Origin of the sequence: Glycomyces terrestris (assembly GCF_003933745.1) — a bacterium.
Classification (GTDB): domain Bacteria; phylum Actinomycetota; class Actinomycetes; order Mycobacteriales; family Micromonosporaceae; genus Glycomyces; species Glycomyces terrestris.
Genome location: NZ_RSEB01000001.1, coordinates 47368 through 70845, shown reverse-complemented (window position 1 = coordinate 70845; position 23478 = coordinate 47368). Strand labels below are relative to the sequence as shown.

At 74.8% G+C, this 23478-nt stretch carries 23 protein-coding genes and 1 pseudogene; 16 read left to right on the top strand and 8 right to left on the bottom strand.

Annotated features, from left to right (window positions below):
• Positions 1-60 precede the first annotated feature (60 nt).
• On the top strand, positions 61-468 hold the full coding sequence (locus EIW28_RS00325) for a MerR family transcriptional regulator (protein ID WP_158630232.1): 408 nt from the start codon (positions 61-63) through the stop codon (positions 466-468).
• 10 nt (positions 469-478) lie between these two features.
• On the opposite strand, the gene EIW28_RS24025 is transcribed toward EIW28_RS00325, so the two are convergent.
• Positions 479-1168, bottom strand: coding sequence for a sigma-70 family RNA polymerase sigma factor (locus EIW28_RS24025; RefSeq protein WP_158630231.1), 690 nt, complete (start codon positions 1166-1168; stop codon positions 479-481).
• A gap of 234 nt (positions 1169-1402) precedes the next feature.
• On the opposite strand from EIW28_RS24025, the gene EIW28_RS24020 reads away from it, so the two are divergent.
• Together EIW28_RS24020 and EIW28_RS24570 are read left to right on the top strand one after the other, a co-directional pair.
• Positions 1403-2065: a GAP family protein gene (locus tag EIW28_RS24020; RefSeq protein WP_158630230.1), complete on the top strand. Its 663-nt coding sequence runs from the start codon at positions 1403-1405 to the stop codon at positions 2063-2065.
• Between the two features lie 99 nt (positions 2066-2164).
• Positions 2165-2815: a general stress protein gene (locus EIW28_RS24570; RefSeq protein WP_197716993.1), complete on the top strand. Its 651-nt coding sequence runs from the start codon at positions 2165-2167 to the stop codon at positions 2813-2815.
• A 106-nt stretch (positions 2816-2921) separates the two neighbouring features.
• Here the strand turns inward: EIW28_RS24570 and EIW28_RS00310 are convergent, their stop codons facing one another.
• Positions 2922-3542 (bottom strand): sigma factor, encoded by a 621-nt coding sequence (locus EIW28_RS00310; RefSeq protein ID WP_125245742.1) that lies wholly within the window; start codon positions 3540-3542, stop codon positions 2922-2924.
• Between the two features lie 285 nt (positions 3543-3827).
• Here EIW28_RS00310 and EIW28_RS00305 point away from each other — a divergent pair, with 285 nt between their 5' ends.
• The gene (locus EIW28_RS00305; RefSeq protein WP_197716992.1) at positions 3828-4583 is read left to right on the top strand and encodes an N-acetyltransferase; all 756 of its coding nucleotides are present in this window, start codon (positions 3828-3830) and stop codon (positions 4581-4583) included.
• A 9-nt stretch (positions 4584-4592) separates the two neighbouring features.
• Here the strand turns inward: EIW28_RS00305 and EIW28_RS00300 are convergent, their stop codons facing one another.
• A complete protein-coding gene (locus EIW28_RS00300; protein ID WP_125245740.1) occupies positions 4593-5564 on the bottom strand; it encodes an RNA polymerase subunit sigma-70 in 972 nt (323 codons plus the stop codon).
• 223 nt (positions 5565-5787) lie between these two features.
• Here EIW28_RS00300 and EIW28_RS00295 point away from each other — a divergent pair, with 223 nt between their 5' ends.
• Together EIW28_RS00295 and EIW28_RS00290 are read left to right on the top strand one after the other, a co-directional pair.
• The gene (locus EIW28_RS00295) at positions 5788-6351 is read left to right on the top strand and encodes a dihydrofolate reductase family protein (RefSeq protein WP_125245739.1); all 564 of its coding nucleotides are present in this window, start codon (positions 5788-5790) and stop codon (positions 6349-6351) included.
• A 103-nt stretch (positions 6352-6454) separates the two neighbouring features.
• A complete protein-coding gene (locus tag EIW28_RS00290) occupies positions 6455-7384 on the top strand; it encodes an alpha/beta hydrolase fold domain-containing protein (protein ID WP_125245738.1) in 930 nt (309 codons plus the stop codon).
• A 25-nt stretch (positions 7385-7409) separates the two neighbouring features.
• Here the strand turns inward: EIW28_RS00290 and EIW28_RS00285 are convergent, their stop codons facing one another.
• The 3 genes from EIW28_RS00285 to EIW28_RS00275 are packed head-to-tail and all read right to left on the bottom strand — an operon-like array spanning position 7410 to position 10670.
• A complete protein-coding gene (locus tag EIW28_RS00285; protein WP_125245737.1) occupies positions 7410-8543 on the bottom strand; it encodes a hypothetical protein in 1134 nt (377 codons plus the stop codon).
• Positions 8434-10041, bottom strand: a complete 1608-nt coding sequence (locus EIW28_RS00280) for a M48 family metallopeptidase (protein ID WP_125245736.1) — start codon at positions 10039-10041, stop codon at positions 8434-8436. Before EIW28_RS00280 ends, EIW28_RS00285 begins: the two co-directional genes overlap by 110 nt.
• On the bottom strand, positions 10041-10670 hold the full coding sequence (locus tag EIW28_RS00275) for a hypothetical protein (protein WP_158630229.1): 630 nt from the start codon (positions 10668-10670) through the stop codon (positions 10041-10043). Before EIW28_RS00275 ends, EIW28_RS00280 begins: the two co-directional genes overlap by 1 nt.
• A 235-nt stretch (positions 10671-10905) precedes the next feature.
• Between EIW28_RS00275 and EIW28_RS00270 the strand changes: the two genes are divergently transcribed.
• The 7 genes from EIW28_RS00270 (at position 10906) to EIW28_RS00240 (ending at position 19073) form a co-directional block, all read left to right on the top strand.
• The gene (locus EIW28_RS00270; protein ID WP_158630228.1) at positions 10906-13329 is read left to right on the top strand and encodes an ATP-binding protein; all 2424 of its coding nucleotides are present in this window, start codon (positions 10906-10908) and stop codon (positions 13327-13329) included.
• A 93-nt stretch (positions 13330-13422) separates the two neighbouring features.
• Complete coding sequence (locus tag EIW28_RS00265; protein WP_125245733.1) at positions 13423-14451, top strand: LacI family DNA-binding transcriptional regulator; 1029 nt, start codon at positions 13423-13425, stop codon at positions 14449-14451.
• Positions 14452-14617: 166 nt separating this feature from the next.
• Positions 14618-15637: an ABC transporter substrate-binding protein gene (locus tag EIW28_RS00260; RefSeq protein ID WP_125245732.1), complete on the top strand. Its 1020-nt coding sequence runs from the start codon at positions 14618-14620 to the stop codon at positions 15635-15637.
• 4 nt (positions 15638-15641) lie between these two features.
• Positions 15642-16451: an ABC transporter permease gene (locus tag EIW28_RS00255; protein WP_125245731.1), complete on the top strand. Its 810-nt coding sequence runs from the start codon at positions 15642-15644 to the stop codon at positions 16449-16451.
• On the top strand, positions 16448-17251 hold the full coding sequence (locus EIW28_RS00250; protein ID WP_125245730.1) for an ABC transporter ATP-binding protein: 804 nt from the start codon (positions 16448-16450) through the stop codon (positions 17249-17251). Before EIW28_RS00255 ends, EIW28_RS00250 begins: the two co-directional genes overlap by 4 nt.
• Positions 17248-18060: an ABC transporter permease gene (locus EIW28_RS00245; RefSeq protein ID WP_125245729.1), complete on the top strand. Its 813-nt coding sequence runs from the start codon at positions 17248-17250 to the stop codon at positions 18058-18060. The genes EIW28_RS00250 and EIW28_RS00245 overlap by 4 nt, the downstream gene beginning before the upstream one ends.
• On the top strand, positions 18057-19073 hold the full coding sequence (locus tag EIW28_RS00240) for an amidohydrolase family protein (RefSeq protein ID WP_197716991.1): 1017 nt from the start codon (positions 18057-18059) through the stop codon (positions 19071-19073). The genes EIW28_RS00245 and EIW28_RS00240 overlap by 4 nt, the downstream gene beginning before the upstream one ends.
• Before the next feature lie 45 nt (positions 19074-19118).
• Here the strand turns inward: EIW28_RS00240 and EIW28_RS00235 are convergent, their stop codons facing one another.
• Entirely contained in the window at positions 19119-20750 is a 1632-nt protein-coding gene (locus EIW28_RS00235; protein WP_125246663.1) for a GH39 family glycosyl hydrolase, read from the bottom strand.
• A gap of 171 nt (positions 20751-20921) precedes the next feature.
• Between EIW28_RS00235 and EIW28_RS00230 the strand changes: the two genes are divergently transcribed.
• Positions 20922-21956: a LacI family DNA-binding transcriptional regulator gene (locus tag EIW28_RS00230; RefSeq protein ID WP_125245728.1), complete on the top strand. Its 1035-nt coding sequence runs from the start codon at positions 20922-20924 to the stop codon at positions 21954-21956.
• Positions 21957-21960: 4 nt separating this feature from the next.
• Here EIW28_RS00230 and EIW28_RS00225 read toward each other — a convergent pair whose 3' ends face one another.
• Positions 21961-22758, bottom strand: coding sequence for a class I SAM-dependent methyltransferase (locus EIW28_RS00225; protein ID WP_125245727.1), 798 nt, complete (start codon positions 22756-22758; stop codon positions 21961-21963).
• A gap of 176 nt (positions 22759-22934) precedes the next feature.
• Here EIW28_RS00225 and EIW28_RS25545 point away from each other — a divergent pair.
• Positions 22935-23180 (top strand): annotated as a pseudogene (locus EIW28_RS25545) (SRPBCC domain-containing protein); the annotation flags it as partial.
• Positions 23181-23230: 50 nt separating this feature from the next.
• Positions 23231-23461: an SRPBCC domain-containing protein gene (locus EIW28_RS25540; protein ID WP_408612175.1), complete on the top strand. Its 231-nt coding sequence runs from the start codon at positions 23231-23233 to the stop codon at positions 23459-23461.
• The last annotated feature ends 17 nt before the right edge of the window (positions 23462-23478 follow it).

Genomic DNA, 23478 nt, shown 5'->3' with positions numbered 1-23478 from the left:
TATCGAAAACACCATGCGGCAATGGTGCGGCCTCAAGTCGGCTTGAGGTCAAATGGCGGGATGGACGACGAGAATCTGGTGCCGATCGGGACCGCGGCGAGTCGGCTCGGCGTCTCGGTGGCGACGCTGCGCTATTGGGACGAGCGGGGTCTCGTGGCGCCGGCGGCGCGCCGCCTCGGGCAGCGGCAGTACGGCCCCGATGAACTGCACCGGCTCGCCGTGGTCAGGTCCATGCAGGACGGCGGCGCGATGAGCCTCGACGAGATCGCCCGCCTCCTCCACGGTCCGGACTCCGGCGAGGACTGGCGGCCCGCCGCCCGGTCCGCGCTCGAGCGGGTCCGGGCGCAGATCGAGCGGCTCTCGGCGGCGGCCGACTTCCTCGACCACGTGCTCACCTGCCCGAGCGACCACCCGGTCGAGCGGTGTCCGCGGCTGCGCGAGGCGGTCGCGAGCCGCCTGCACCGTTGAGGCGCGCCGTTCAGCGGTCGGCGCGCTGCGCGGCGTCCGCCGCCGCGAGCCGGGCGCGCAGTTCGCGGAGGGCCTGGTCGACCTGCTCGGTGACGTGCATCTGCGGGGTGCCGGTGATCTCGCCGATCTGGACGGTGGAGCGGCCTTCGACGAACCGCAGCTCCAAGAGCCGCCGGGCCGGTTCGGGCAGCTCGGCCATCGCCGCGGCGAGCACGCGGGGCTCGGTCCTGAGCCGGCTTCCGAGCTCGTCGGAGCGGATCGCGTCGATGACCTTCCGGCTCGACCGCTCCGCGACCGGCGACGGCAGCGTGCGCGGCGGCCGCGCCTCGCACGCCGCGTCGCCCACCCTGCGCTCGCCGGGGCTGCGGCGCGGCCAGGCGGTGTCGCGGACGTGGCGGCGCACCTCGCCCAGGACCGCGGGCAGCGCGAAGGTGAGGAAGTCGCCGCAGGCGCCGGGCCGGTAGCCGTCCACGGCGCGGCCCATCGCGGCTTCGGCGACGGGCATCACGGCCGCCGCGTCACCGCCGTCGCGGAGGGCGAAGCGTTCGGCGATGTGCCTGGTCAGCGGTCCGCACTCGTGCAGGACCTCTTTGCGGAGACGGTCGCGGTCCCCGCTGTCGGGCGGGAGCGCGCTGAGCTCCCGAAGCCGCGCGTGGAGCACCGTGAAGTCCTCCTCGTCGGCGGGGTGTTCCCTGGTCATGGGCATCGCCTCGTCGCATCGCGCGGTCACTGTGTCCAGACTATACCGATTCGTGTGCGCCGTCACCAGGCACCATGCGCCGGCGCGAACCGATCGGCGGCCGCCTGCGCGGAACCCCGGGCCGGGTACTGTGCGGTCGGGGCGGCGCGGGCCGCCCGCGGCACGCGGGTGCCGCGACGACCGGGGAGGATCGCGCATGGGCCTGCGAAGGCGCGCCGGGGAACGGGGTCCCCGGTGACCGGCGGACTGCTGTGGGCGCTGACGGGCCTGGCGCTGCTCGACTCGGTCAACGCCGCCACGATCTGGATCGTCATCGTGATCCTGCTCGGCGCCAAGCGCCCCGCGCCGACCGGCTGGGCGTTCATGCTCGGGGCGGCGGCCTCGTTCCTGGCCTTCGCGCTCATGCTCTACTTCGGCCTGTCGTTCGCCGACACCGTCCTGGACGGGTTCACGCTGTGGCTGCGCCGCCTCCTGTTCGCCGCCTTGGCACTCGTCCTGGTCGTCATGGGCGTGCGCCGGCTCCGGCCGCGGGAACGCCGGGGCCGCACGCTGCCCGCGTGGGTGAACGCCTGGAGCGCCCTCCCGTTCGGCGTGCTCGCCACGATCGGCGACCTGCCCAACGCCTTCCCGCTCGTCCTCGCCGTCGAGCGGCTCATCGACGCCGACGTCCCGGCCCCCGCCGCGATCGCCGTCCTCGCCGGCTACACGTTGCTCTACGCGCTGCCCTCGGCCCTGATCCTCGCCGCCGGACTGGCCTTCAACACCGAACTGCGCGAACAGCTCCAGTCGATGCTGAGCGGCCACGCCGGCACCGCCCCGCCGAGCCCGGCCCTCGCCGCGGCCTGCTTCGCCGGCGCCGCCGCGAGCCTCGCCGTCCTGCTCCTCTGGGTCGGCTGAACCGCCCGGGTCCGCAGGCGGCGCCGTGAGGGTTTCCCGGTTCCGACGGCGGGGAAGCCCGGTGGTACAGCGACCACAAGCGACGAAGGATGGTGCGCAATGAGTCGACATCACGAGGGAAGCGCCGAGGGATTCGCCGGCGCCGGCCAGGTCCTGGTCGGCACCTACGCCGACTACGCCGGGGCCGAGCGAGCGGTCGACCACCTTTCCGACTCCGGGTTCCCGGTGGAGCGCACGGCGATCGTGGGCCGCGGCCTCACCACCGTCGAACGGGTCACCGGCCGCATGACGATGGCCGGGGCGGCCGGGCAGGGCGCGGTCTCCGGTGCGCTGCTGGGCGCGGTGCTGGGCTGGCTGTTCGGCCTGTTCAACTGGGTCGACCCGCTCATCGCCGGGCTGCTGCTCGCCCTCTACGGCGCGCTCCTCGGCGCGATCGCGGGCGCGATCGTCGGGCTGGTCGCCCACGCGCTCACCGGCGGCCGCCGCGACTTCTCGTCGGTGGGCGAGCTCCGCGCCGACAGCTACGACCTGCTCGTCGACGCCGCCCACGCCACCGAGGCCGGGCGCCTGCTCGACGCGGACGGCGGCCCCGGCCGCGGCCCGGCCCTCACCGCCGAGCCGCGCGTCCCCGCCGCCGACCGCAACGAGACGGACGTCGACCGGGAGCTCCTGAACGAGGACCGCCCCGACTACGAACGCGTCGAGGACGAACGCACGGCACGACCGAGCGAGGAGCGCCGCCGGGCCTAGCGGCATCGAGCGGCGCCGACGACGCACGAAAGACCGGTGGCAGCGCCGGCCGGGGCCGTCCCCGGCCGGCGCTGCGCCGCGTCCGGCCGCGCTCGCGCCGGTCGCGTCACGTGCGCGGATCGGCCTCTGGCGCGGGCGAGGAGTCCTGGGCCGCCTCCCAGGCGGCGACCAGCTCGGCCACCTGCGTCCGGTCGACCCCCAGCCGCGCCGCGAGCGCCGCCGCGAACGTCGGGCGCGGCGCCGGCTCGCCGCCGCCGCCGTCCCGAGGGCTCGGCAGCGGCGGCGGGGTGCGCTCGGGCCACGCGGTGTCGCGAACGCAGCGCCGCATCTCCCCGACGACGAGGGGGATCGCGAAGAGCAGGAAGTCGCCCCCGGTGTCGGGATCGAACCGCTCGATCGCGGAGACGAGGGCGATGACGCCCACCTCCAGCAGGTCCCGGGGGCTGGCCCCCTCGCCCGCGTACCGCCGGACGGCGTGCTCGACCAGCGGCAGGTGGCCGGTGACGAGGCGGTCGAAGCAGCGCCGCCGCTCAGGGTCGTCGGCATCGCGCTGCGCGAGCTCGCGGAGCAGCGGACGCAGACGCTCGAACTCGTCGGGATCGCGCTCGGGGCGCCGGTCGCCGTGCTCGGGCATCACAGGGTCCTCGTCCGCGCCGCCAGCGGCCCGCCTCCCTCTGCGCCGCAGCTCGACCCCGCCGCCGCGCTCGGCGGCAGGACGGTCGGACATGCGACGCGAGAAGGAGAGCCGTGACGGTGAACCGGATCGGGCACCGGTTCCCTTGCGCCTGGGAATCCCCTGACGTGCTGTTCTACTGGAGTTTCTGGGTGGGCTCAACGGTACGCGAGGGGCCGCGGCCGCGCCATGGCCGCCGACGTGACCACCGCCTCCACGCCGAGCGCACCCGGCCGCGCACCCGCGCCCCGCCGCGCTCCCCGCACCCCGCCACGCTCCTCCCACCCCGATCCGCCGCGGCCGCGACCGGCCCGCGGCGCACGTGTTTGAATGACCCGCGTGAAAGCCGTCCCCCTGCACACCTCAGCCGCCATCGCCGAGGCCGCGATGGCCGTCCCGTACCCCGAGGACGCCGGCGCGTTCATGGCCGGGCACCTGACCGGCCAGGTCGTCACCCGCACGCGCATCCTGCGCCACTGGAGCGACCTCAGCGTCGCGGTCGTCGACGACGGGGGAGCGGTCCTCGCCCGGGGCCTGACGGTCCCCCTCGACGCCGGCGTCGAAGGGCGCGACCCGTTCCCCGACGGCGGATGGGAGCAGGCCGTCCTCTGGTCGATCGACGACCTCCTGGAGGAGCGCACCCCCGACACGCTGTGCGCCCTGGAGATCGTCGTGCACCCGCGCGCGGCGCGGCAGGGCGTCTCCCGCCTCGTGCTGGCGGGCATGCGCGCCCTGGCCCGCGAGCGCGGCTTCCGCCGGCTCATCGCCCCCCTGCGCCCGCCGCTCAAGGCGAACGAGCCCTGGGCGGCAATGGACGAGTACGCCGCCCGCCGCCGCGACGACGGCCTGCCCCAAGACCCGTGGCTGCGGACGCACGTCCGAGCCGGGGGCCGGCTGCGCGGCGTCGCCTACCGGTCGACGACGATCACCGCCGGCCTGGAGCGGTGGCGCGCCTGGACGGGCCTGCCGCTCGACCGCGACGGCCTCGTCGCCGTCCCCGGCGGGCTCGCGCCGCTGCTGGTCAACCGCGACCTCGACCTGGGCTGCTACGTCGAACCGAACGTCTGGGTCGACCACCCGCTCGACGCGGACTGACCGGGACCCTCACGCGGGCAGCGCGAGCGGCAGGCCGCAGCGCGCCAGCAGCGCCGGGTCCGCGAAGACGCTGACCCGGGAGATCCCGGTGGCGGTCACGGTCAGCACGCCGATGCCGAGCCCGCGATAGCCCCGGTCGCCGTCGCGGCGGTAGGAGGCCAGGGCGGGCTGACCGTTCGCCGCGGTGGCGAGGATGCGCCACTCGCCCGGCCCCGCCGCGACCCGGCCGAGATAGGGCACGCAGGCGCGCCGCCCCTCGAACCACCTCGCGGGCCCGGTCGTCTCCAGCACGGCGTCCTCGCGCAGGAGGCGCTCGAACGCCGCCGGATCGGCCCGCTCGAAGGCGTCCATGTACTCCCGGACCAGGCGCCGGGCCTGCGGATGGCTCGGTTCGAGGACGTCGCCCGGCTCCGGGCCCGCCTCCTCCAGCCGCCGGCGGGCGCGCTGGAGCAGGCTCTTCACCGCGCCGACGTTCATCTCCAGGGCCTCGGCGACCTGCGCGGCCGGCCAGGCGAGCACGTCGCGCAGGATCAGCACCGCCCGCTGCCGCGGCGACAGGAGCTGAAGGCTCGCGACCAGGGCCAGGCGGACGCTCTCCCGCTCGACCATGATCGCGGCCGGGTCGCCCGCCTCCCCGAGCACCGCCTCCGGCAGCGGCTCGACCCACCGCCCGCCCGGGTCAGCGGTCGCGAACGCCCCCAAGGGGTCCGCGCTCGACGGACCGAACCCCGACGGGAGCACGCGGCGGCGGCGGTGCTCCAGCGCGGTCAGGCACGCGTTCGTCGCGATCCGGTAGAGCCAGGTGCGCACCGACGAGCGGTGCTCGAATCGGCCGTACGCCCGCCACGCCCGCAGGTACGTCTCCTGCACCAGGTCCTCCGCGTCCTGCACCGAACCGGTCATCCGGTAGCAGTGGGCGAGCAGCTCCGCCCGGAACGGCTCGGCCCGGTCGCTGAACTCGTCCGCCACGGGCACCGTCATGCTCGACGTCGTCCTCCTCATCGTCCTCCCCATCGTCCGACACCCCGCGCCCGCCCGCGCTGCGGGCGCGGGACACGGGTCCTGACATGTAGACCGCCCGCACGGCCGAAAAGCATCGCGCGGCGGCGAGATTCCGCGCCGCCCGCGATTCCTTTCCCGCCCGGCCCCGGTCCATACCAGTGCCGCACCGACGCGGCAGGACACCACCAGAGAAAGGCAGCGCATGCGCACCATCATCGAGTCCACGCTCATCTCCGCCGACGGCGTCGTCAACGACCCCGGCTCGTGGGCCCTGCCCTACTTCGACGAGGAGTTCACCGAGGAGGCGGCCGCGCTGCTCGGCGGCGCCGACGCGATGCTCCTCGGCCGCGGCACCTACGACGACCTCTCCTGGCGCTGGCCCGGCCAGACCGGCCCGTTCGCCGACGCCGTCAACGGCATCCGCAAGTACGTGTTCTCCTCCACGCTCGACCAGGCCGACTGGAACAACTCGGTCATCGTCCGCGGCGACGTCGTCAAGGAGGTCACCCGGCTCAAGGAGGAGGGCGGGAAGGACCTCGTGCTGTTCGGCCACGGCCGGCTGAGCCACACCCTGCTCGAGCACGGCCTGCTGGACGTGCTCCGGCTCGCCGTGCACCCGCTCCTGGTCGGCGCGCCGCTCGGCTCGTTCACCGAGAACCCGAGGACGCCGCTGGAACTCCAGAGCAGCCACGCGCGCGGCAGCGGTGTCGTCGTGCTCACCTACCGGACCCGCGCCGCCGGACCGGACGCCCCGGCCGAGGCCTGACCGAGCGGCCGGCGCCGGACCCGCGGGTCCGGCGCCGCCGATGCCAGAACCCGGTAAAGCATGAGGCAGAATCGCTTCGAACCTGACAGACGAGGAGGCGGCCGTGCCGGTCGACGAATACTTCACCGAGATGCACGCGGCATGGGAGCGGGCGACCGCGGCCGTCCCCGAGACCGAGCGCGGCGAGATGATCGGCCCGTTCATCGACCGGTACACCGCGAGCGCCCGCCCCGTGGACGCCACCGGAGTCGCCGTGGAGGACACCGCGATCGACGGGCCGCACGGCCCGATCGGACTGCGAACCTACACCCCCGAGGGACCCCTCGCCGGGTCCCTCCTGTGGGCCCACGGCGGCGGCTTCCTCTCCGGCGACCTCGACATGCTCGAAGGCCACATGGTGAGCATGGAACTCGCGCGCCGGGCGCGGGTCGCGGTCGTCTCGGTCGACTACCGCCTCGCCCGGGACGGCGTCCGGCACCCCGTGCCGATCGACGACGTCCACGCGGCCTGGAACTGGTGGAGCGACCGGGAGCCCCACCGCGGCCTCCCGCGCGCGATCGGCGGCGCCAGCGCCGAGGGCGCGCTGGCGGCCGCGGCCGCGATGCGGCTGCGCGACGAGGGGGAGCGCCTGCCCGAGGCGCTCCTGCTCGCCTATCCGTGGATGCACTTCCCCGTCCCGGCCCTGACGCCGTCCCTGAGCGCGGAGATGACCGCCGTCCCGTGGCGGTTCGACCCGCTCGGCCTCGAGTGGGCCGTCCGGAACTACGTCGGGCGCACCAGCGACCTCCCGCCGGACGCCCTGCCGGGGGCGGGCCGCCTCGACGGCCTGCCTCCCGCGCGGATCGTCGTCTCCGAGTACGATGACCTGCGGCCCTCGGCGGAGCTGTTCGAGCGCCAGCTGGCGGAGGCCGGCGTCGCGGTCGAGTCCTATGTGGCCGCCGGCATGACCCACGGCCACCTCAACCACCCCGCGAGCGTGCCGGAGGTCGGCCGCTCCCTGGACTTCCTCGCGTCAGGTTGGGCCGCTTCGTGACAGCGGGCCGGGAGGCGGGGGCGGTTCACGCCGCCGCGCAGGCCCGCCGCCGGAAGCTGTCGAAGACCGCGATTGCCGCGTCGTTGTAGTCCTGCCAGGGGCGGGCCGAGACGTCGGTGCCGAGCTGCGCGAACAGCGGGATCGCGGCCGCGCCGCGGCCGGCGCTGACGAGCGCGTACGCCGCCCAGTGCCGGTCGCCGTTGGCGAACACGCCGCTCGCGCCGGCGGGGGTCGAGAGCCGGTGCAGGACGGTCTCGAGCGCGTGCAGCACCCGGGCGTCGCGCCAGATCGCCTCGTCGCGGTCCTCGTAGTCGACCGCCGCCTGGAGGACCAGGAACGCCAGTGAGGGGGACGCGGCGGCGGCGCGCTCGGCGAACGCGAACAGCGGATCGTACGAGCCCGGTCCGTCCTCCGGGGACAGGTACATGGCGGCGAACTCGTGGCCGGCCCGGTGCAGCGGGTCGCGGGCCTGGAGCTCGCGCCAGACGGACGCGAACGTCTCGGCGTCGTAGCCGCGGCCGCGCGCCAGCGTCACGAGCGTGAACCACGGCGTCGGGTCCTCCGGCGCGAGCCGGCTCGCGTGGTGCGCGGCGGCCTCGGAGCGTTCGAGCGTCGAATAGAACGCCTCGTGCTGAGCGGCGGCGGTCTGGTCCGGCTGGGCGCTGCCGCGCAGCTTCCATGCGAGCCAGAGCAGTCCGTGGGCGTCGACGGCGGCCAGGTGCCGGTTCTCGCCGGCCGCGGCGCGCCACGCGCCGAGCCAGCGCGCGTCGTCGGCCGCGGCCTCGCCGAGGGCGTGGACGGCGGCGGCGCGCATCGCCCAGTCGCCGTAGCTGCGTTCGAGCAGGTCCGCGGCGGGCCGCCAGTCGCCGGCCCGGGCGGCGCCGACGGCCGCGGCGAGCACCGGGACGGGCAGGCTCAGGTCCGTGCTCAGCGCCTCGATCGGCGGCAGGCCGAACCGGGTGACGTCGACGGCGGGGATGTCAGGCAGGCCGGGCACGATCTCGGCCGGGTTGGCGGTCGGGTCGACCCCGCGGATGAGTTCGATCATCTCAGGGGCGGTCACGACCTCCATGTACGTCGCGAACGACAGGCCGCGGTGCTTGGCGTCCTTGCGCATCGCCATCAGGACGCGGGTCTTGGTCTTCAGCAGCAGTGCCATGGTGCGGCCTTTCAGCGGGTGGTCGGATCGATTCGAGGAGCGCCCGCAGGGGCGCGGTGCGCGGGGGATCGGCGACGGCGGCGTCGACCAGATCAGGGAGGGCCGCCCGGAGGCGCTCGTCCATCACGGCGGCCCCGGGCCCGGGCCAGGACTCGCGCCAGGACACGGCGCCCGCGGCGTCGAGGGCGAGGACCACGGCCCCGTGCAATCCCTTGCGGACGGACAGCCGGGCCCGTTCGCGCCGCACGCGGGGCGGGTCCGGCAGCGGCGGCGCCGCGGCCGGGTCGGCGCCGAGTTCGAGCAGCAGCCCGGCGTCGAGCGCGTCGAGCAGCGCCTCCGGCGCCGGCGGGCGGCCGGTCGCGGCGGCCGCGGCGGCGAGGACCGCCCCGGCGTCCGCGGTCAGGGCGGCGAGGGCCCCTTCCCGGATGAGCTCGGCCCACGGGACGCGGCGCTTCGCGTGCGCCTCCGGCCCGAGCGCGTCGAGCAGGGCGGCGTCGAGCAGCCGGGCCGGGTCGCGCAGCAGTCCGAGCGCGGGCCCGGCCGGAACCGGGACCCGGCCGGGAGCCCCGAGCGCGGCGACGGCGGCGATCCGCTCGTCCAGCGGCGGGTGCGTGTCGAACGGTTCGCCGCCCGCGGGCGGGGCGGCGCGGAGCCGCTCCAGTTCGTCTTCGAGCGAGGCCCGCAGCCGGGCGTAGCCGGTGAACGCGTCCGCGGGCAGGCAGCCGGCGTCCCAGCCGGCCAGCAGGTGGTCGCGGCGGAACACGGCCCACGACCGGGCGATCGGGGCGAGCTCGCGCAGCGCCGCGGCCGTGTTCGCCGAACCGGTGGCCCGCGCCGCCGCCTCGTCGGCCGCCCGCTCCTGCCGCCTGCTCAGCGACGCCGACGCGCGGAGCACCAGCAGTCCGTAGGGCCGCAGCAGGAACCGCACCGCCCGCTGGAGCGGGTCGCCGTGCTCGGCGGCCGCCACCGTCCGCGCGAAGGCGCGGCGGCTCCGGTAGGCGGCGCCCGCGAACCGGGTGTCGCGGTTGGCGTAGTGCGCGAACTCGTGCGTGAGCACCGCGGCGAACTCGCCCGCGCGCAGCGCGGCGACGAGCGGCGCGCCGACGAACAGGTGCCGCCGCGTCGCGACCAGCCCGAGCAGCCGGGTGTCCTCCCTGACGGCGGCGTCGGCGTCCGCGGTCACGCGGATCTGGTGCGGCGGCGCGGTTCCCGCGGCGGCCGCGAGCCGGCGCACCAGCGCCCACAGCTCCGGCTCGTCGCGCTCGGCCACCGCGACTCCCGCGACCGGGCGGTCGACCGGTGCGACCAGCATCCACAGCCCCAGGCCCAGGACGGCCGCCGGCGGCGTGAACGCGGCCGCTATCCGCACCGCAGTCACGGGCGAGACCGTGAACGCGTACACCGTGAACCACACCATCGCGCCCGCCGCGGCGGCCATCGCCGCCGGCACGGCGCCGATGAGCACCAGCCACCACCAGGTGCGCGTCCGGTCCCGCATCACCGCTCGCGCTCGCGCCGGTACGCCTGGAGCGACGCCTCGACCTCCCGAAGCCTCGCCGCCCGCTCGGCCGCCGCCGCGGGGTCGGCGCGCCGCCACAGCTCGTCGAGCGCGTCCTCGGCGGCCCGGCGGTTCGGGCGGCCGACTCCCGCCGCCTCCCAAGCGATCCGGTGCACCTCGTGCTCGCGCGCCGGGTCCCGGGCGAGGATCGCCTCCACGCGGTCGGCGACGCCGCCGGCCGGGCGGGCCAGCGCGGCGACCTCGGCGATCGCCTGCTCGGCGGTGCGCCCGCTCCGCAGGCGGGCCTGGAGGTGCGCGACCGAGGTGAGCGCACCGCCGGTGACGACCGCGACCGCCACGCCCACGCCGAGCCCGGAGGCGACGCTCATCCAGCGGCCGTCAGGCGCCGCCGCGGCGAACACCACCGCGGTCGCGACCATGCAGATCGGATACCACCAGTACCCAAGGCGCTCAAGCGCAGCGAACCACGCCGGCCTCACCCCGGCGAACCCGGACAGCGCCGCCTCCAACCGCTCCACCGCGGCACCGGTGCCCACCGTGGCGTCCGGGGCGGTGATGATCACGTGCTCGGATCGCGCCGGCCGGATCAGCCAGCGAACCTCGGTCATGACGTCCTCTCGCGACGGGCTCCGGCGCGCCGGCGGACCGGTAGGCGGGAGCGGGGATCGGCGCCGGCTCGCGCCGACCGACCCAGCCTCCCCGGCCCGCGCCCGAACCTCAAGGTGCGCAACCGGCAGGACACCGGCAGGATCAGCGGAGGCGGCGTACGCGCCCCCCGCCGCCGCGTCCCTCCGGCGGGTGCTCGCCGCGTCGGGCCGCCGCGGCGGCAACTACCATGGCGGCATGGCCGACCGAGCGTCCGATGCCCTGCGAAGCCTCAGGTCGCTTCGGCTCCAAGCGCTGCTGACCCAGGAGGAGCTCGCCCTCAAGTCCGGTCTGAGCACGCGCACGATCCGGGACATCGAGCTCGGCAGGGTGCGGCCGCAGCCGCGGACCCTGCGCCTCCTCGCCGAGGCGCTCGAACTCGGACCGGACGGCCGCACGCGCCTGACCGGGGCCCCCGCGGAGGCCGCCGCGGTTCCGCGCGAACTGCCGCGGACCCTCGCCTCGTTCACCGGCCGCGCGCACCACCTCGACTCGGTCTTCGGCGCGATCGACCGCGGCGCCACCGTCATCGCCGTCCACGGCATGGCCGGCGTGGGCAAGACCGCGCTCGCGGTCCACGCGGCCGCCGCCCTCGCCGAGCGCTGCCCGGACGGGCAGCTGTTCGTGGACCTCCGCGGCTTCACGCCGTCCGCGCCGCCGCTGAGCACCGCGTCGGTGCTGACCCGCGTCCTGCGCGGCCTCGGCGCGGACGACCGGCCGCTCCCGACGGACCCCGACGAGCTCACCGCCCGCTACCGCAGCGTCCTCGCCGACCGCCGCGTCCTCCTCGTCCTCGACAACGCCGCGAACGCGGCACAGGTGGAGGCGCTCCTGCCGGGCACCCCCAGCAGCCTCGTCCTCGCCACGAGCCGCCACGACCTCTCCCTGCTCGAAGGCGTGCACTCGGTGCCGCTGGAACCGCCGCCGCCGGCCGAGGCCGCCGCGATGCTCGGCGCGATCCTCCCCGGCCGCCTCGCCCCGGCCGAGGCCGCCGCGATCGCCGAACGCTGCGGGCGCCTGCCCCTGGCGATGGAGCTCGCCGCCGGACGGCTGCGCAGCCGTCCACTATGGAGCACCGACGACCTGCTGCGCCGCCTCGACGACGAGGACCGGCTCCTCGCCGAGTTCGACATCGGCCACCGCGGCGTCACCGCGGCCCTGCACGCCTCCTGCCGCGAACTCGACGCCGACCAGCGGCGGCTGCTGCGCCGCCTCGCGCTCGTCCCCGGCGACGACGCCGACGTCCACGCCGCCGCCGCGCTCGGCGGCACCGGCACCGGCGAGGCCGCGGCCCTGCTGGAGTCCCTCGTGGACGTCCACCTCCTCGAGACCCGCGCCCCCGGCCGCTACCGGCTCCACGACCTGGTGCGGCTCCACGCCTCCCGGCTCGCGGCCGCGGAGGAGTCCGCGCCCGACCGCGACGCGGCCTTCGCCCGGCTGCTCGAGACCTACCTCCATTTCGCGTACCGGGCCGCCGCGCGCGTGGTCCCCGAGGTCGCCCGCTTCGCCGCCGGCGCCGCCCGGTACGACGCCGGCCGGCCCGGCTTCGCCGACCGCGAGACGGCCCTGGCCTGGTTCCGCACCGAGCGCGGCAACCTGGAGTCGGCCGCCGCCGCGGCCGAGCGCGCCGGCCTCGCCGAACCCGCATGGCACCTCGCGTGCGCGTTCGGCGGGTTCTTCCCCTACGACCGCGACCCCAGCGCCCACGCGGCCGTCAACGCGATCGGGCTCGCCGCCGCCCGCGCCCTCGGCGACGCCTGGAAGGAGGCGTACGCCCTCGGATACCTCGGCCGGCAGCTGGGGACCGAAGGCCGGCTGCGGGAGTCGATCGCGCACCTCGAACGCGCCGTCGAACTCAAGCTCGACCTCGGCGAGTCCGGCGACGCCGGCCTCACCCTCGCCAACATCGGCGTCCTGCACAGCCGCTCCGGCCGGTTCAGCGACGCGCTCGCCGTGTACGAGCGGGCCCTGGCGCTGGCCGCGACGTCCGCCGATCCCGCGGCGGTCGCGATCGTCGGCCTCAACATGATCACGCCGCTGATCCGCCTCGGCCGGCTCGACGAGGCCGAGCGGCGCCTGCGCGACGCCGAGGCACGGCTCGCCCCCGGCGACCTCCACAACCGCACGCGCCTCGAGGTCTTCCGCGCCGGCCTGCGGCGCGAGCGCGGCGACGCGGCCGGGGCCGCGGAGCTGCACCGCGCCTGCCTCGAAGCCCTCCAGCGCGAGGACGTCCCCGCCGGGACGACCGCGACGCTCATCGAACTCGGCGAGGACCTCCTGCGGCTCGGCCGCCTCCCCGAGGCGACCGAGCGCTTCGAGCAGGCCCTCGCCTGGGCCGAGGACCTCGCCGACCGCTCGCTCGAACGCGTGGCCCGCAACGGCCTCGGCCGCGCCCTCACCGCCTCCGGCCGCGCGAAGGAGGCCCTCGACCACCACCGCCGAGCGGCCGCCCAAGCAGAGGCCCACGAGGACGCCTACGAACTCGCACGGGCCCACCACGGCCTCGCCGACGCCCACCACCGCGACGGCGACCCCGCCGCCGCCCGCCGCCACCGCGACCGCGCGCTCCGCGGCTACGCCGCCTGCGGCGTCCCCGAAGCCGCGCGGCTCGGCGGGCCCTGAACCCGCCGCCGGCCGGCCGGTTCCCGACCTGACCGGACGGCGCGCACCCCGATCCGCCTAGAATCGGGATCGATCCCGATCTAGGAGGCGACCATGTCCACGGACGACCCCAAGCCGCGCCGCGCGCTCACCCTGAACGACATCGCCGCGCTCGCCGGCGTCAGCCGGTCCGCGGCCTCGCGGGCCCTGGACCGGAAGGCGCCGGTCAAGGGCCCCAAGGCCGACCGGGTGCGGCAGATCGCCGCCGAGCACGGCTACGTGCCCAACGCCTGGGCCGCCAACCTGCGCCGCCAGCGCACCGGCCTGATCGGCGTCGTCGTCTCCCGGCTCACCGACACCCCGATGGCCATGATCTACGAGGCCGTCGTCGAGCAGGCCGCCGCCCGCGGCTACCAGGCCGCCGTCGTCTCCACCGACGACGACCCGCGCAAGGCCCTCGAACGCGGGCGGCTGCTCCTGGCGCAGCGCGTCGACGGGTTCGTCCTCACCACCGCCCGCACGGACGGCGCCGACCCGTTCCTCCTCGAACTCCAGGAGCAGGGCGTCCCGTACTCACTGGTCATGCGCACCGACGGGACCGGTCCCGCGGCCCTCACCGACGACGTCGCCGGCGGCGGGCTCGCCACCCGCCACCTCATCGAGCACGGCCACCGGCGCATCGCCTACGTCGGCGGGCCCTTGTACGCCTCCAGCTCCCAGAACCGCGAGGCCGGGTACCGGCGGGCCATGGAGGAGGCCGGCCTCCCGGTCCCGCCCGAGCTGGTGCACCACTCCGACTTCAGCATCGACGCCGGCGTCGACGTCGGCCGGCGCCTGCTCGCGCTCGCCGACGTGCCCACCGCCGTGTTCACCGCGAACGACAGCCTCGCGATCGGCGTCATGTTCGCCGCGCAGCGGGCCGGCGTCGACGTGCCCGGGCGCCTCTCGATCGTCGGGTACACCGACACCCCCATCGCCGCGCGGCTGAGCGTGCCGCTCACCAGCGTCAACGTGCCCTTCGACGCCCTGGCCGCCGACGCCCTGGACCTGCTCCTCGCGGACGGCGGGGACCGTCCGGCCGCGCCGCGGCTGTCGGACCCCTCGCTCGTCGTGCGCGACTCGGTCGCCGCGCCGCACCGCTGATCCCGGCCCCGGCCGCGACCCCCGCGGCCGGACGATCCCTTCCGAACCGGACCCACCGGGCGAAGTCCCTTGGCGAAGTCTCTTGGCGAAGTCTCTTGACCTATCGGGATCGATCCCGATATTGTAGGCATCACCGCATCCATTCCCATATCCGAAGGTGATGCCAATGTCAGCAACGAAACTCGCCCCCGCAACCCGAAACGTCCCCGACCCTTCACCGCCATCGAATCGGAATCGTTCCCGAAGAATCCGGGCCGCCCTGGCCGCCTCCGCGCTCGCCGTCGCCGCCGGCCTCGCCGCCTGCGGCAGGACCGACCCCAACGCCTTCACCGTCGCCCTCGTCGAACCCGACCTGACCACCGTGCCCCTGCTCGCCGCCGTCGACGCCGTCCGCGAGCAGGGCTACGACGTCGACGTCGTCGAGCTCGCCGAACCTGAACTCGCCATCGAGGGCCTCGCGCGCGGCGACTACGCCTTCTCCGCCGAGGCCACCAGCCCCGCCCTCCTCGCCATCGAGCAGGACGCCCCGATCCGCATCGTCGCCGACGTCATCGGCAACCAGTGGGCCGTCTACGGGCGGCCGGGCGTCGACGAGTGCGACGACCTCGCCGATCGGCCCGTCGGCATCTTCAGCGAAGGCGCCGTCGCCACCGCCATGGTCCGCGACTGGGTCGCCGACGAGTGCACCGCCGGCGAACCCGAGTACCTCGTCATCGGCGGCTCCGACGTGCGCGCCCAAGCGCTCCTGGCCGGCCAGATCGACGCCACCGCGCTCGAGGTCGCCGACGCGGTCGCGCTGGCCGCCGCCGGCGAGACCGAGCTCGAGCCGCTCGTGGACTTCGGCGCCGCGCTGCCCGACCTCCACCCGCAGACCGTCTACGCCAACACCGGCTTCCTGGCCGACGCGCCCGAGGCCGCCGACGCGTTCATCGACGCGCTCGTCGCCGTCCACGAGCGCATCAACGCCGACCCCGGCCACCTCGTCGACCTGGCCGTCGAGTACCTGGGGGAGGAGCCGGGCCCCGTGCTCGACGCGATCGCGCAAGCCTATGTGGACGAAGGACTGTTCGACGCCGCCGCGCTCACCGAGGAGAACGTCCAGGGCACCATCGACTTCTTCACCGAAGCCGGGGTCATCGGGGAGCTCTCCGCCGACGACGTCGCCGACCTCTCCTTCCTCGGGTAGCGCCATGACCGCGTATCCGACCCGCGCCCCGCGCTGGAAGCGCGTCCTCGACTCCGACCGCTCCTACCGCCTCCTGACCTTCGCGGTCTTCGCCGCGGTGTGGGAGGTCTACGGCACCTTCTGGGGCGGCCTGCTCATCCCCACGTTCACCGAGACGGCGGCCGCGTTCGCCGACCTGCTGCGCACCGCGGCGTTCTGGGACGCGCTCTGGGTCAGCAACCAGGCGCTCCTCCTCGGCTTCGCCTGCGCGGTCGCCGTCGGCGTCCCGCTCGGCGTCCTCCTCGGCCGCTTCCGGCTCCTCGAACGCCTCACCGACGTCTACCTCAACATCCTGCTCGTCACCCCGATGGCCGCGATCATCCCGCTCCTGATCATGTCGGTCGGGTTCGGACTGCTCTCGCGCGTGATCCTCGTAGCGCTCTTCGCGGTCGTCATGGTCGTGGTGAACGTCAGGACCGGCGTGCGCCAGGTCGACCCGGGCCTCATCCAGATGGCCCGCTCCTTCGGCGCGAGCGAACGGCAGCTGTGGCGCGACGTGCTCATCCCCGGGGCGCTCCCGGCGATCATGACCGGCATCCGCCTCGGCCTCGGCCGCGCCGTCACCGGCATGGTCATCGTCGAGCTCCTCATGGTCTCGCTCGCCCTCGGCGGCCTCATCCTCCAGTTCCGCGGCACGTTCAACGCCGCCGGCCTCTACGCCGTGATCGCCGCCGTCCTCATCGAATCCCTCCTCCTCATCGCCCTCGCGCAGCGGCTCGAACGCCTCATCGCGCCCTGGGCGTCCACCCACCAGCAAGGGAAGGCCCGCAGATGATCGAGATCTCCGGACTCCGCAAGACCTTCACCGGCCAGGACGGCGCGCCCGTCCAAGCCCTCGGAGGCGTCGACCTCACCGTCCGCGACGACGAGTTCCTCACCGTCCTCGGCCCCAGCGGCTGCGGCAAGACCACGATGCTCAAGATGATCGCCGGCCTCCAGACCTGGGACGCGGGGGAGATCACCGTCGGCGGCCGGCCCGTGCGCGGCCCCGGACCCGACCGCAGCATGGTCTTCCAGAACTTCGCGCTCCTCCCGTGGGCCACCGTGCTCGACAACGTCGCCTTCGGCCTGCGCCTCAAGGGCGTCGGCAAGGCCGAGCGCACCGAGCGCGCCCGCGACCTCATCGCGAAGGTCGGCCTCGCCGGCTTCGAGTCGAAGCGCCCCGGCGAGCTCTCCGGCGGCATGCAGCAGCGCGTCGGCATCGCCCGCGCCCTCGCCGTCGAACCCCAGGTGCTCCTCATGGACGAGCCCTTCGGCGCCGTCGACGAGCAGACCCGCCGCCTCCTCCAAGAGGAGCTCCTGGCGATCTGGGAGGCGAACCGGCTCACGGTCGTGTTCATCACCCACTCCATGGAGGAGGCCGTGCTGCTCGGCGACCGCGTCGTCCTCATGAGCGCCCGGCCCGGCCAGATCGCCGAGATCGTCGACGTCCCGCTCGACCGGCCCCGCTCCTCCGACGTCGGCGGCCTCGAACGCTCCCGCGAGTACGTCGAGATCACCGCCCACCTGTGGGACCGCCTGCGCGACATGCACGAAGAGCACCGCGCCGCCCCGAGCGAACAGGCCGTCCGGTGAGCGCCCTCGCGCCGCCCCGGGCGCGCACCGCACCGCGGTTCGAGCCCCGCGCCCGGCGGCTGCCGCTCGGCCTGGTCTCCCTCGCCGCCGGCGCCGTGCTGTGGGAGGTCGTGGGCCGCGCCGCCGGCGTCCCGTTCTTCCCGCCGCTCAGCGAGGTCGTCGCGACGCTCGCCGCGATGACCGCGAACGGCGAGATCCTCGGCAACCTGCTGGTCAGCCTCGGCAACCTCGCCCTCGGCTTCGCCGTCTCGCTCGCCGCCGGCCTCGTCGTCGGCACCGCCATGGGCAGGTACCGGCGGGTCAAGGCCGCCCTCGGCGTCTACGTGTACGCGCTGCTGACGGCGCCCGCGCTGGTCTTCGCGCCGATCTTCTTCTCGGTCCTCGGACCCGGCCAGTCGTCCATCGTGGCCGTCGTCTTCATGTACTCGGCGTTCATCATGATCGTCACCACCGCCGACGCGGTCGAGCAGGTGCCCGCGCACCTGGTCGAGATGGCCCGCTCCTACGGCGCGAACGAATGGCAGCTCGTCACCCGCGTCATCCTCCCGGCGGCCTCGCCCACGATCCTCGCCGGCGTCAGGCTCGGCATGGGCCGCGCCGTCACCGGGATGATCAACGGCGAGATGTTCATCGCCGTCACCGGCCTCGGCCGCATCGTCACCCAGGCCGGCAAGAGCTTCGACGGCGCCGCCGTCCTCGCGATCCTCCTGGTCGTCATCGCCGTGGCGCTCGCCTCGGTCGCCCTCGTCCAATTCGTCGACCGCCGCCTCACCGGCTGGGTCCCCGACACCGCGAAGGAGTCGCGTTGAAGATCGACGCGTTCAGCCACATCCTCCCGCCCCGCTACTTCGAGGCCATGCGCGAACTCGCGCCCGACCCGAAGGCCCTCAAGCGCTGGCTCAACCTCCCCGCCCTCCACGACGTCGAGTCCCGGCTGCGGATGATGGACGAGTTCGGCCCCGACTACCAGCAGGTCCTCACGCTCTCCTCGCCGCCGATCGAGATGCTCGCCGGCCCCGACGAGTCGTGGCGCCTCGCCCGCCTCGCGAACGAGGAGATGCGCGGCCTCGTCGAGCGCCACCCGTCCCGCTTCCCCGCGTTCGTCGCCTCCCTGCCGCTCAACAGCACCGAGGCGTCCATGGCCGAACTGCGGTACGCCCTCGACGAACTCGGCGCGGTCGGCGTCCAGGTCTTCACCAACGTCGGCGGCGTCCCCCTCGACGACCCGCGCTTCGCGCCCGTCTTCGCCGAGATGGCCCGGCGCGACCTCCCGGTGTGGATGCACCCGGCCCGCTCGGCCGCCGCCAGCGACTACCCCGGCGAGGCGACCTCCAAGTACGAGGTCTGGTGGGCCCTCGGCTGGCCGTACGAGACCAGCGTCGCCATGTCCCGCATGGTCTTCAGCGGCCTGCTCGAACGCCACCCCAACCTCGCGGTCGTCACCCACCACATGGGGGCGATGATCCCGTTCCTCGAAGGCCGCATCCGCCTCGGCTGGGCCGACCAGTTCGGCAGCCGCACCCACGGCGGCGAGGCAGCGAAGGTCCTCGACGGCCTCTCCCGGCCGCCGATCGACTACTTCCGCTCCTTCTACGCCGACACGGCCCTCTCCGGCTCGGCGATCGGCACCCGCTGCGGCCTCGAGTTCTTCGGCGCCGAGCACGTCCTGTTCGCCAGCGACTGCCCCTTCGACCCCGAAGGCGGCCCGATGTACATCAGGGAGATGATCCGCATCGTCGACGACCTCGACATCACCGAGGAGGACCGCGACCTCATCTACTCGGGCAACCTCCAGCGCATCACCGGCCACCGCTGCAAGTGAGCGCCGGTCCCGGGCGGCACGCGCCGCCCGGGACCGCCCGGACCGTCAGACCGCCTGCCGCACCGACGCCACTGCCCACGGCGCCAGGTCCAGATCGAGGTCGAGCACGCCCGACTCGGGCACGGTCACCGTGTACCGCAGCAGCGCGTCCGCGACCGCCGCCAGGTGCCGCGCCTCCTCCCGCGAGAGGTTCACCGGGCTCCCGAGCCGGTGCCACTCCTCGGCCGGGTTCCCGTGCTCCCAGTCGAGGACCTCGACCACGAACACCGCGCCCGGCTCCAGACCGGCGACCTCGTGCCGCACCCTCCGGTTCGGACCCTTCCCCGCCAGGTGCCGCGTCGCCTCGTACGAGTCGGCCGAGCCGACCGACGCCGTGCCCATCTCCTCGGGGTAGTTGCAGAACAGGGCCGACACCGCGCCGGTGCGGCTGTCGCGGGTCACCGCGCCGTGCGGCGTCGAATGCAGCAGCCGGTCGCCGAGGGCGCCCAGCATCCTGAACGCGTGGAACGTCGGCTTGTGGATGCCCTGCTCGTTCACCAGGCCGAACCCGCCGTGGAAGGGCCCGATCCCGGCCCCGCCCTCCTCGAAGACGTCGGTGAACGTCCAGTACGAGATCGACTCGGCGAGCGGGGCGCACTGGAGGTACGCGCGCGTGATCGCGGTGGCCGCGAACACCGTGTCGTGCATGCGGTCCCGCGAGGACGGGGAGGTCGACCACTCCGTGATGTGCACTTCCGCGTCGGGGAACGCGCTGGCGGCGATGAGCTTGCGCAGGAGGGTGAGGTCGTCGCGGGTGGCGTCGGCGTAGCGCGAGAGCGGCACGCCCACGCCGTTCACGTCGAACGCGTAGTCGGTCGGGTAGGTGTGGGTCGAGACGAAGTCGACCGGGACCCGCCGCCGCTCGCACCAGTCGAGGAACTCCTCGATCCACACCGGACGCCAGTCGAGGGCGTCCACGTCGGCCGCGGCCGCGGTGGCGTGCTCCTTCGAGCGGTCCTCGACTTCGCCCTTGTACCGGTCGTCGGGCACGAACACGCTCGTGGAGGGCCCGCCGACGCGCAGCTCAGGGTCGATCCGCTTGATCGCCGCCGCGGTCGCCTCGTACAGCTCGAAGTACTCGGTCCTCGTGCCGGTCCAGAAGTGCGGCACCAGGTTCGGCTCGTTCCACACCTCGAAGCGCCAGCGCCGGACCTCGTCGAGCCCGTACCGCTCGATCCAGTGCTCGACGGTCGCGGTGACCAGCTCGACCCAGCGGCCCATGTCCTTCGGCGGGCTGCAATGGGCGCCCCACCAGAACACCGTCTCGGTCTGCGTCGCGAGTTCGCGCGGCATGAAGCCGAGCTCGACGAACGGGCGGGCGCCGGTCTCCAGGATGAAGTCGAAGACCTTGTCCACGTAGCTGAACGTGTGCACCGGCTCCGGCAGGGGCGTGTTCGGGCCGAAGCCGCCGCCGCTGCTCTCCCGGTAGACGAACATGTCGTCGTGGAACAGGCCGTGGAAGCGCACGTACCTGAACCCGAGCACGTCCACGGCCTCGGCGAACTGCCGCTGCCAGTCCGCCCGCAGGGCCTCGTTCGCCCGGCCCGCGCCGGCGCACTCGTTCCACACGTGCACCAGCGGGGTCTCCTCGCACGGGCGGCCGTCGACGGTGATCGCGGATCGGAGGGTGTTCGCCATGCTGCTCACTTCGCTCTGCATCATCTTCGAAACATTTCGAAAGTTTCTCGGTCCGCATGGAGGGTAAACGCCGGAACCGACCCCGGTCAATAGGCGCTGTCATGCGTCTTTACTTCACCGAACGCACGGTGTTATCCTCGAAATGTTTCGAAACCCCTGGAAGGTGCGATCGTGAACCGGCAGTCCCGACGCGGCAAGGTCACCCTGAACGACGTCGCCGCGCGGGCGGGCGTCGCGCCCTCGACCGTCTCCAAAGTCCTCAATGGACGCAGTGACGTCTCCGCCGCCACCCGCGAGCACGTGCTCGCCGTCGTCGCCGAGACCGGTTATGCGGGACCGCGACCGCGCGACCTCCCCCGGCGCCCGGCCCTGGTGGTCGTGCTCGACTTCATGGCCTCCCCCTACGCCGGCACCGTGCTCCAGGAGATCCTCGCCGCCGCCACCGAAGCGGGCACCGAGCTCCTGCTCCGCCTGGCGCCGGACGGCCCCGTGGGCGCGGAGACCGCCGACGCCTGGATCACGGAACTCCAGGCGGCCGGCGCCGTCGGCCTCATCGAACTCGCCGTGCCCGTGCCCGAGCCGCTGCTCGCCGCCGCGGGCGCCCGGGGACTGCCCGTGGCGGCGATCGACCCGCTCGGCGCCGCCGACTCCCGCGTCGTCACCATCGGCTCCACCAACTGGGCCGGCGCCCGCTCCGCGACCGACCACGTCATCCGCCTGGGCCACCGGCGCATCGCCTGGATCGGCGGACCGCCGCACTCCGATCCCTCCGCCGAGCGGTTCCAGGGCTACCGGGCCGCGCTCGACGCCGCCGACCTGCCCTTCGACCGCGATCTGGTCCGCCACGACGCCTTCACCGTCGAAGCCGGATTCGCCAACGCCCGCAGCCTCCTCGCCCTCGACCCCCGCCCGACCGCCGTCGTCGCCGGCAACGACGAGATCGCCATCGGCGTCCTCGCGGCGGCGAAGGAGCTCGGCGTCGACGTCCCCGGCGACCTCTCCGTCACCGGCTTCGACGGCACCGAACTCGCCGAGTGGACCTCACCCGGCCTCACCTCCGTGGAGCAGCCGCTCACCGGCATGGGCCGCATGGCCGTCGAGACCGTCCTCGGCATGGCCAAGGGCGTCAAGCCCGCCTCCCAGCACCTCCACCTCGCGACGACCCTCACCGTCCGCGACTCCACCGGCCCCGCCCCGGCCCGCTGACGAGTCACGCTGCCGCCGAAGCGGACTCGCCCCTTCGCAGCCGCAGCACGCCGGTCCGCAGCGGCCACGTGAACTCGCCCTCGGCCGTCTCGGGCCGACCCGCCAGGTACGCCCGGACCCGGGCCAGCACCGCCGTCCGCTCCGGCTCCGGCATGACGACCAGGCCCGCCCGGGTCGCGAGCGCGGCGACGAGCGAGTCCGCCGTGCGGCGCTGACCGTGCGCGAACTCGGCCCGCTCCGGCGAGCCGAACCTCGGCACACCGGCCCGCGGCAGGTGGATGCCCGCCGTCGCGGCCCGCCATCCGGCGGGCGTGTCGCGCGGCCCGATGGCCGCCGGGCCGCCGGCCTCCACCAGGCCGCGCACCCACGCGACCCCGTCGTCGACGACGTTCCACAACCCGGCGAGCACCCCGCCGGGCGCCAGGACGCGGGCGATCTCCGGCCCGGCGGCGTCCATGTCGAACCAGTGCATGGCGTTCCCCGCGACCACCGCGTCCACCGCGGCGTCCGGCAGCGGGATCGCCTCGGCACTGCCCGCGAGCGCCCGCACCCCGGGCAGGGACCGGCGCAGCTCGGCCAGCATCGCCGCGTCGGGCTCGACCGCCACGACCTCGGCGCCCCGAGCGATCAGCGCCCCGGTCAGCTTCCCGGTGCCGGCCCCGAGATCGAGCACGCGCCGACCGGGCGCCGGCTCCAGCGCCCAGCCGACCGCCGCCGGCGCATAGTCCGGCCGGTGCTCCGCGTACGCCTCGGCCACCGCCCCGAACGACGACGCGTGCCGGTGCCGCTCATGCTCGTCCATGCCGCCACGCTAGCGGCACCGCGCCGGGGCCGGAACCCCGCCGCGACGCCGCCTTCACGGAGACGGCATGACGCCCGGCCCGGCCGGCACCCGCGGGGCGACGGACCTGTGAAGAAGACGACGCCGGGCCCCCGGATGGCCGAGACTGGAGCCATCGCCGACCACTTGCGGCCGCGATGCCCGTCACCGGACTCGCCTGCGGCCGACTCGCACCGGAGGAGCACCACATGGGCGACGACGCCTTCGTCTACGTCACGTACGTCAAGACCACGCCCGAACGGCTCTGGCAGGCCCTGACGGACCCCGAGTCCACCCGGCGGTACTGGGGCGTGGCCTTCGCGACCGACTGGACGCCCGGCGCGCCCATGGCCTGGGTCGAACGCGGGACGACGACGAGCGATCCCGGGCAGCGGGTCCTCGAGTGCGACCCGCCGCGGCGCCTGTCCTACACCTGGCACACCTTCACCCCCGAATGGGCGGCCGGAGCCGGCGTCGACGAGGAGCTTCGCGCCCGGATCGCCGCGAGCCGCGTTCCCGGGTCGGCTTCACGCTCGAACCGGCGGGCGCCGCCGTCAAGCTCACCGTCGTCCACGACGGCTTCGCACCCGGCAGCACCGTCCGCGACATGATCGGCGAAGGCTGGCCCGCACTCCTGTCGAGCCTGAAGACGCTCCTGGAGACGGGCGAGCCGCTGCCCTCCTGAGCGCGGCCGCATCTCGG